This window comes from Anaerolineales bacterium (assembly GCA_016928575.1).
Classification (GTDB): domain Bacteria; phylum Chloroflexota; class Anaerolineae; order Anaerolineales; family RBG-16-64-43; genus JAFGKK01.
In genome coordinates this window covers 1-8,108 of sequence record JAFGKK010000022.1, presented here as the reverse complement: position 1 = coordinate 8,108, position 8,108 = coordinate 1, and the positions used below count along the sequence as shown (strand labels likewise).

The 8,108-nt window shown below is 65.1% G+C and carries 6 protein-coding genes; all 6 read left to right on the top strand.

The annotated features are described in order from the left end of the window. Nucleotides 1–984 (top strand): CpaF family protein (locus tag JW929_03540; protein MBN1438460.1); only part of this gene is annotated, 984 nt, incomplete at its 5' end. 6 nt (nucleotides 985–990) lie between these two features. Further along, nucleotides 991–1,905: a hypothetical protein gene (locus JW929_03535; GenBank protein ID MBN1438459.1), complete on the top strand. Its 915-nt coding sequence runs from the start codon at nucleotides 991–993 to the stop codon at nucleotides 1,903–1,905. A gap of 104 nt (nucleotides 1,906–2,009) precedes the next feature. Further along, nucleotides 2,010–2,915: a hypothetical protein gene (locus JW929_03530; protein MBN1438458.1), complete on the top strand. Its 906-nt coding sequence runs from the start codon at nucleotides 2,010–2,012 to the stop codon at nucleotides 2,913–2,915. Between the two features lie 529 nt (nucleotides 2,916–3,444). Beyond that, nucleotides 3,445–4,977 carry a hypothetical protein gene (locus tag JW929_03525; GenBank protein ID MBN1438457.1) on the top strand — a complete coding sequence of 511 codons (1,533 nt, stop codon included), beginning with the start codon at nucleotides 3,445–3,447 and terminating at the stop codon, nucleotides 4,975–4,977. Between the two features lie 194 nt (nucleotides 4,978–5,171). After that, the gene (locus tag JW929_03520; GenBank protein ID MBN1438456.1) at nucleotides 5,172–7,220 is read left to right on the top strand and encodes a hypothetical protein; all 2,049 of its coding nucleotides are present in this window, start codon (nucleotides 5,172–5,174) and stop codon (nucleotides 7,218–7,220) included. Beyond that, a complete protein-coding gene (locus JW929_03515; protein ID MBN1438455.1) occupies nucleotides 7,213–7,806 on the top strand; it encodes a hypothetical protein in 594 nt (197 codons plus the stop codon). Before JW929_03520 ends, JW929_03515 begins: the two co-directional genes overlap by 8 nt. The last annotated feature ends 302 nt before the right edge of the window (nucleotides 7,807–8,108 follow it).

Below are 8,108 nucleotides of genomic sequence, written 5' to 3'. Positions count from 1 at the left end.
TTCTTCCACGACCTGCTCCCGCCCCAGCGCAAGGACCTCAACGAGATCGCCGTGACCCCGGCCGGCAAGGTGTGGATCCTGAAAAAGGGCGCGCCGCGCTTCGAGCCGCTGACAATCACCCCTGCGCGCGAGGAGGTCTGGCGCGGGGTGGAAGCGCTGTTGGCGCCGCTGGGGCGGGCGGTCAACGAAGCCACGCCCTCGGTGGACGCCAAACTCCCGCGCAGCGAGAATTTTTCCGGCGCGCGGATCAAGGTCCTGCATCCGTGCATTGTCCCCGGCGAGGGCTACCCCTCGGTCAACATCCGCCTCTATGAAGCCAGGCCGGTCACGCCCGAACAACTCATTGAGTGGGGGATGGCCCCCGAGGCGGTGATCCGCGGCCTGGTGGAGATCGTCGCCCGCACCGCGCGGGTGCTGATCATCGGCGGCACGGCCACCGGCAAGACGACCTTCCTTTCCGGGATCTCGGCCGGCATCCCGCGCGAAGAGCGGGTGGTGAAGATCGAGGACCCCGAGGAGATCTGGCTCGACCACCCGCACGTGGTGACGATCGAAGCCCGCCCGGCGCCGCCCGGCTCCTCGATCCCCTCGTACACGGTGAAGAACGGCGTGGACGACGCGATGCGGATGAGCCCGCGCTGGCTGATCGTCGGCGAGGTTCGCACCGGCGATGCGGCGATGAGCCTCTTCCGGGCGCAGATGTCGGACCACCCCGGGCTGTCCACCTTCCACGCCGAGGGGCCGGAAGAGACGGTCTTCCGGCTGTCGGTGATCATGTTCGCGGATCTGCAGGTGCAGATGCAGGCGGCGCGCTCGATCTTCGCCCAGGCGGTGGACGTGGTGATCCAGGTGGGGTGGGCGGAGGGCAAGCGCGCGCTGCTCGGGGTGTGGGAAACGGCCCGCGATCTGCAGCAGGGCGAAGTGGTCTTCCGCAAACTCTACTCCCGCGGCGACGCGATGCTGCAACCCTTCACCAGGAGGTAGGCCGAGGTGGAATTGGAAACGCTGAAACCCTGGATCGCCGGCGCGGCGCTGGCCTTCGGAACGTATTTTCTCATCCGCCTGCTGGCGCAGATCAAGAAGCCCGGCGGGCGCCTGACGCAATTCGGCGGCGCGGCGGAGGAGAAGGCCGCGGTCGACGTCGGTTCGCAGAATCACAAGACCCGCTTGGTGTTCGCCTCGTTTGGATTGGACGTCAGCGGCGCGGAACCGGCGGCGGAATGGCTCGCCTACCTGGGAATGGGGACCGCCTTCGGATTGGTCCTGCTGATCGTCGGTGCCCCCTTGCTGATGGTGCCAGCCGGATTCGTGGCTTCCTTTTTCCTCGTGAAATCCCTGATGAATGGCGCCTGGGTGAAACTGACGCACGGGATCGAGAAGGACATTCCGATTTTCCTCTCCCGGTTGGCCTCCACCGTGCAGATCGAATCCAATGTCCTGGAAGCGCTGGACGAGGTGACCGAGACGCTCGACGCGAAAAGTCCGTTGCGCGAGTGGATGCTGCGGCTTATTGCGCGCTGCCAGGCCGGCGGACTGCAGGCGATGGCCGAACTGTTGGTGGAAGCGCAGGTCATCTCCCCCAGCCTGGGGATCGCGGTGTTTGAGATCGGCCGGTTGTGGGAGACCGGCGGTCCGGGCTACGTCAAGGCCTTCACCATGGCGGCTGAGAACATCGGCGACGCGCTCAAGGCGCGGGGGATGGCGCATGCCAAAGGGGAGGGTGCCAAGGGTTCGATAAAAACGATCGTCGGCGCCCTGATCGTGGTGATGGTCTTCCTCTTCCGAACGCCGCAATTCGCCGTCGCCATGCATGATCCATCCACGCAGATTTTATATGCTTTTATCATCGGCTGGATGTTCTTCGGCTGGATGATGATCGATTCAATGATCGAGGGAGCGATTTAGGCCCCCTCCCCTGCCCTCCCCCCCTCACCCCCGTCCCCTCTCCCAGCTTATGCTGGGAGAGGGGTGCCGGGGTGAGGGGGGAGGGGTCGGGAAAGAGGAAATTTATGGACCTTTCCGCCGTAAGCGAGTTTCTGCATTCCAACACCGCCCAACTGATCATCGTGCTGGTCGCCGGCGCGGTTGGGGCGCTGGGCGTCTACCTGATCTTTTCGTCGCTGAGCCTCGAGCAATCCACCTCGCGGCGGCTTGGCAAATTCTCAGGGACCATTCCCACGGGGTTTACTGAGGAACTGGGCGGAATTCTCCTCCGTTTCTACAACCGCGACACGACGAAAATCCTCGGCAACCTGGATTGGGCCCAGCTCGGCGGACACTTCGAGGGTTGGGGGCTGGATACGCTGATCGGGCGTTGCGCACTCTACGGCATCGCGGGGGCGGCGGCGATGTTCGTGGCGGATTCCAGCAACATGCTGTTCATCATCGGGGCCGGATTGTTGGGCGCCTATTTCCCGATCCTGCAGGTGAACGGGCGGGCGGACGAGGTGAAGAAGCAGGTCGGACGCGAGGTGCCGGAGATCGCCGCGCTGGTGGCGGCCGAGCTGGCGGCCGGCAACGCGCCGGACGTGGCGGTGGAACGCGCGGCCCAAATTCCTGGGCCGCTCGGAAAACTGCTCGGGCGGGCGCTGGCGGACAGCCGTTCCAGCGGCCGACCGCTGTTCACCCGCAAGCCGGTGCGCGGGACCCTCGTGGAGCTGCTGCTCGGCTCGGGCCTTTCCCAGCTGACCGCCTTCGGCGCCCAGCTGGACCTGGTGGCCTCGAAGGGCGTGGCGGGGGCGGAGATGATGGCCGACATCTCGCGCGCGATCTCGCGCGAATATTTCGAGCACGTGATGAGCGCGGCGGAAACGCTGGAGGGTAACCTCGTCCTTCCATCGGCGATCTTCTTCTTCCTGCCGTTCACGGCGGCGATCATGCTGCCGGTCATGTCATCGGTTACGGGGGCGTTTTAGACCTCCTCCTTTATCCTCCCCCGTTACCCGAACTTCGGGTAACGGGGGAGGACAGAGGAGGGGGCGGGGCAAGGAGGTTCTTATGCCCGGGATGGAATCTGACAAGCGCGATCGCGCGTCCGAGTCCGGCCTCTCTCCGTCGCTTCGCTTTGCCGCGCGCTTCGCGCCGCGATTGATCCGCACCGCGCTTTACCTCGGTTTGACATACATAGCGTTGATGCTTGATGTGAGTGAATGCCACGGACAGGGGTGTGCAAACGGATGGTATCGCTACGGTCATTGCTCCGGATCAGGGAGTTGTAATTCGATTACTTTCACCTGTTTTTCAAACAATTCTAGTTGCTCCGGTTGCGAAGCGGCATTTCAGCAGCATTGTTGGGGACAATCGCCCTCATGTTCAACAGGTGGGCTTTCTCCTTGTGCCTGTTATGTCCCTCCGCCTCCGCCGCATTCGCTTTCGGCAAACGCTTCATACAATTGCGCGGTGGGGGGCAACGGCGGCTGGTGCCGCGGCGGCGCGGAATTGGTGATGACGGCAACCGATTCCGATCCGACTCATACGGTTTCCTTCAGCGGATCGATCGGGGGAGCGGGTTTTTCCTGCGGCGCGCCGTGCACACAAGGCATCCCGGACGGTGTGGGCACATACACATGGAAGGCATCCTGTTCGGGCGGGTTGAACGTCCCCGCGACCGGTTTTAATTCGGGCACTTACCAGGTTGATTCCACTCCGCCGATCGTGATCGGCGCCCTTTCCGGCGGCACGCCGGGCTTGCGCGGCTGGTATTTCGCCGGGCCGGTGACGCTCAACTGCAGCGCCAGCGACGCGCTTTCCGGATTGGCCGGATTGACCTACGGCAACCAGACCGCAAACACCGAGGGGGTGACGGTGGTCAGTTGCACCGCGACCGACGTGGCCGGCAACTCCGCCGACGCGACCTACTCGGTGCCGATCGATTCCGGATCCCCAAGCGTGCATTTGATCGTCTCCGGCACTCTCGGCCGCGGCGGCTGGTACGTCTCGCCGGTGACGCTGGGAGTGGAGGCCGCTGACTCCGTTTCCGGAATCTTCAGCTTCGGCCTGCAGGTGAACGGAACCGGGTGGACTTCCTCGACGACGATCGGCGATGGCGAGCATTCCATCGAAGCCCGGGCCGAGGATTACGCCGGAAACGCCGCCACCGCCTCGGAATTCGTCAAGGTGGATACCACCCCGCCGCTCACCGCCTGGTCGGCGGAAGAGGACCAATGGGTGCGCGGCAAGACCCAGCTGGTTGGGACGAGCTACGACGCCGGCTCGGGCGTGGCCGCGGTCTACGTCTCCTTCGACGGAATCGAGTGGAAGCGGATCGCGGGCGGCGCGGATTGGGCCTACGAGTGGGATACGACCCTCTTCCCGGACGGGGATTATGAGATTTTGGCGCGGGCCGACGACGCCGCCGGAAACGAGGAGCACACCGATGCGCTGGCGATCCATGTCGACAACACCCCGCCCGAGGTGTCTTTGGCGGAGGAGTGGATCCTGCCGGATTCGGGCGACGCGGGCGGATCGGACGCAGGTTCGGGGATCGGTCATGCGGTGGTGACGGTCTCGCGCGGGGCGATGACGCCCTGGGTGCGCGAGTACGATTACATTCCGGCCGCGATCGAATGGGACGGCAAGGATGGAAACGGCGCGGAGGCCGGCTACGGCTTCTTCCAGGTGGCGCTGGAGGTGTGGGACCGGGCCGGGAATTACAGCGTGACGAATGGGGTGGTCCGCCGCCTTAAGCCGGAGGAAACGGCCTTGCCGACGCCCGCAGTGCTCGCCTACGCCGCGCCGGAGAAAGCATCGCCGGGGCGCGAGCAGGGAAGCGCCGAAGGGGTGAAGGCGGCCTCTGCGGCGCGCCTCCTGCCCTTCTGGTCGTTTATCCTGCCGCTCGCCGCGCTCGGAGTGTGGCTGGCGGCGAGCAACGTGGCGTTCGCGCGCGATAGGCGCTGGAGCGAACTGCGCGGGCTCGGGCGGGCGGTGGCGCGCTACCGCGACCAGAAGCAGATCAACTTCCCGCATGGGGAGGATTAACCCGCATCCCTCTCCCGCCCGTCGCTTTGCTCCGGGAGGGGCAGGGGGGGAGGGGGATGACAGGATAGAGTTGAGTTGATGAAAAAGAGGGGAACATGAAAAAGTTTTTTTCTGGTTTTTATTCGAAAAAGGCTGCTGTGTCGGATCCGGCAGGGGCGGATGCTTTCATGCCGGGCGGCGTTCGGGAAGATGGAATGCCATCCGGCCCGCACGCCGGCCCTATCCCGGCGGGAGGGCAAATCCATTTCAATGACAAAGCGTTTCTGCTTTCCCTGCTGATCCTGTTTTTCGGCGTCGGATCGGTGCAGATGGATTGGAACCCGCCGAACAGGCCGCCCAGCGGAAGCTCCTGCTCGCGGACATGCTGTTTCTATACGGCCAGCGGCACCTGGGGCGGACAACCGTATGGATGCTACTTGTCCACAGGAAATGGTTCCGGCTGCCTGCCCGCTGGAAATTACGTATCCTACTTTAATCCCTCGGCGTGCGATGGTTGGCCGGTGGATTGCGCGACCATGGGCTGTTCAATTTCCGGACCAGCCGGGTGCAGCGGCCCGAGCGATCCATGCTGTTTCTGCTCGACCACCTATTACCCGCCGGCTTCCGTCAGCGGACCCGGGTATTCCTGCGCGGTTCCGGGGAACGCAGGCTGGTGCCGGGGAGGAGGCCTGCTGCACGTCACCGCCCAGGAGCCGATGGATCCTTACGTCATCACCGGGATCGAGGCCGATGTCGGAATGCTGTGCGGGGGCTTGAGCGGCGACGACGTCGAGTGCTATTGGAGTTTTCCGGAAGGGGTCAGTTCCTTCAATTATTGGGCGAATTCCTCCTACGGGGATTCCAGCGCCCAAGATTCGGCCGCGATGAATGTGGATTCTGGGCAGCCGCTGTTAATCGATTCGTTCACTCCCGGCGTGCCCGGCAACAACGGCTGGTACCGCGGCGGGCCGGTGACGCTGACCTGCACCGCGGACGACCTGATCAGCGGGTTGGATGCGCTCACCTTCTCGGGCGGGACGCCGATCCCCGGCGGGGTGACGGTGGATTCGGAAGGCGCGCATACCCTCGCCTGCACGGCAACCGACATCGCCGGCAACGCAGCCACGGTCCAGCGGCCGGCGAACATCGATTCCGTTCCCCCGGATCTTTCGATCCTTTACAACGGCAATCCCGATCCGGGCGGATGGGGCGGAAGCGTGCACATCACCGCCGCCGCCACCGACGCCACGTCGGGGATTTACCAATACGGCTTCCGGGTGAACGGCGGACCGCTGGAGACGGACCTTATCCTCGGCGACGGGTACTACGAGATCGAAGGCTACGCCGAGGACACGGCCGGGAATATCACCACGACCCACGCGATCGTCGGCGTGGATACCACCCCGCCCGCGACCTCCTGGATCACCGCCTCGAGCGATTGGGTGCGCGGAACGGTGACCCTGCGCGGCCAAACCGCGGACGAGGGATCCGGCGTGGCCGCGGTCTACATTTCGATCAACGGCGGCGAGAAGATCCGGGTCGGTTCGGATCCCGAGTGGGCCTTCACCTGGGAGACCGGCCAGGGCCGGTATCCGGACGGGATGTACGTGATCGAGGCCTGGGCGGTGGATGCGGCCGGCAACGAGGAGCACACCGCCATACTGAGCATCGGGGTCGACAACACCGAACCGGTGGTGGCGATGGACGAGGAGTGGACGGCGCCCTCGGCCGGCGGCGCCGACGGATACGACCTGACCTCGGGCGTGGCCCGGGCGCGGGTGACGATTTCCGGGGGCGGGATGACGCCCTGGGTGCGCGATTACCCCTCCGTGCCGGGTTCGATCGATTGGGACGGGCGGGACGGCGACGGGAACCTCGTTCCCGACGGGGATTACGAGGTGACGCTCGAAGTGTGGGACCGGGCCGGCAACTCCAGCGTGACCGGGGGCGTGATCCACCGTCCGGCACCTGCGGCGGAAGTTGCGCCGACCCAGGTTGCGGCTGTGCCGGCGGAGCCGGCCCAAATTCCGAACAACCCGCCCGTCGTAAAAACCGAACCGCCGCGGACTGTGGAATTGCCGAAGGGTCTTCCGTTCTGGTCGCTTGTTCTGCCGCTCGCGGCGCTGGGGGTGTGGCTGGCGGCGAGCAACGCCGCGCTGGCGCGCGACCGGCGCTTCGTGGAACTGCGCGGGATCCGGCTGACTCTGGCGCGCTACCGGAACCAAACCAAAACCAACTTTATGCAGGAGGGAGACGATGATTGACAACACGGCGTTGTACGTGGTCGAGGTGATGTTCGTCGCAACGGTGATTTTGGTGGCGCTGTTGGCGGCGCTGATCACCGTCGGGCTGGAGCGCCAGCGCAAGGAGCTGGCCGAGATCCGCAAGCAGATCGAAAACTGGGCCGGGGAGGACCTGGAGGTGAAGCGGGTCAAGCTCGCTCCGCAGATCAACGTTCCGGACCCGGCCGCCTGGCTGAACACCTGCGCCGCGCGGGCGATGGGCGGCGAGCCGGGGATCGCGCGCTTCCCGGTGGAGACTTCCTACGGCGAGCCGAAGGTGCTGGCGGCCGAGGACGCCGGCGGGCGGCGCTACCTGCTTTCGGCCCACACGCCGGAAGCCATCCGCCGCATTCCGGTCCCCGGCCGCTGGCCGTGGTCGCGTTCGCGGCTGAGCCGCTTCGGCAGCAACCTGCACCCGCTGGTGCCGCTGAACGGGAAAATCGAAACCTACCAGCTCTCCACGCTCAACTGCGGGATCGCCTTCGACCTGGAGGCGGCCCAGGTGTGGAAGAAGCTGACCGGCGAAGATCTGAAGATGAAAGAGCTGTGGCTGTACGTCATGCCGTGACTTCCTCATCCTCTACCCCCTGCCCCCTCCTCCTTCTCCCGGCTTACCCCCGCTTCGCGAGGGCAGGTGCCGGGAGAAGGAGGAGGGGGTGTAGGGGGAGGTGGATGAGGAAGAGAAAGGAGAAGGGAGAGGGGTGCAGGGGTGTGGGATGAGGAAGAGAAGGAGGAGGGGGTGAAGGGGGGAGGAGGATGAGGAAGGAGGGTGCGAGGGTATGTGGAATGTTCGTCATTCCCGCACGGTTTTAGCGGGAATCCAGGAACCGATGGAGTGAAGCCTGTGGCGTTTGCCCTGGATCCCCGATT

Bases quoted from the DNA above. Each gene is read 5' to 3' on its own strand.
- JW929_03520 (MBN1438456.1), top strand. From the start codon at position 5,172: ATGCCATCCGGCCCGCACGCCGGCCCTATCCCGGCGGGAGGGCAAATC.
- JW929_03515 (MBN1438455.1), top strand. From the start codon at position 7,213: ATGATTGACAACACGGCGTTGTACGTGGTCGAGGTGATGTTCGTCGCA.
- JW929_03530 (MBN1438458.1), top strand. From the start codon at position 2,010: ATGGACCTTTCCGCCGTAAGCGAGTTTCTGCATTCCAACACCGCCCAA.
- JW929_03525 (MBN1438457.1), top strand. From the start codon at position 3,445: ATGACGGCAACCGATTCCGATCCGACTCATACGGTTTCCTTCAGCGGA.